Annotated in this window: 1 protein-coding gene; it reads right to left on the reverse strand. The window is 63.4% G+C overall.

Annotated features, from left to right (window positions below; translation table 11 throughout):
* On the reverse strand, positions 1 to 650 hold a 650-nt coding region (locus tag QM467_RS19805), incomplete at its 3' end, for a GTP-binding protein (RefSeq protein WP_283368053.1).

Here is a 650-nt window from a genome sequence, read left to right on the forward strand (position 1 = left end):
ACCGGCATCAGGAACGGAAGGTCAACCGGACGCTCCGGCTGCGGGATATAGTCGTCGACCGTCTTCATCAGGGCGAGGACCGCGTCGCGGCCGAGCGCCGGATCGCCATTGTCGAGAGCGACCTTGGCCGAACCCTTGGTGATCGGAATGTCGTCGCCGGGGAATTCATACTTCGAGAGAAGCTCGCGAACTTCCAGCTCGACCAGTTCGAGCAGTTCCGGATCGTCGACGAGATCGACCTTGTTCAGGAACACGACCAGAGCCGGCACGCCGACCTGGCGGGCGAGCAGGATGTGCTCGCGGGTCTGCGGCATCGGGCCGTCGGCGGCCGAAACCACCAGGATCGCGCCGTCCATCTGCGCGGCGCCGGTGATCATGTTCTTCACATAATCGGCGTGGCCGGGGCAGTCGACGTGGGCGTAGTGGCGGTTGGCGGTCTCATATTCGACGTGCGCCGTCGAAATGGTGATGCCGCGCGCCTTTTCTTCCGGCGCCTTGTCGATCTGGTCGTAGGCGGTGAACGTGGCGCCGCCCGTCTCGGCCAGAATCTTGGTGATCGCCGCCGTCAGCGACGTCTTGCCATGGTCAACGTGACCGATCGTGCCGATGTTGCAATGCGGCTTCGTGCGCGAAAATTTTTCCTTGGCCAT

Origin of the sequence: Rhodoblastus sp. 17X3, from assembly GCF_030056575.1 — a bacterium.
In the GTDB taxonomy this organism is placed as follows: domain Bacteria; phylum Pseudomonadota; class Alphaproteobacteria; order Rhizobiales; family Beijerinckiaceae; genus Rhodoblastus.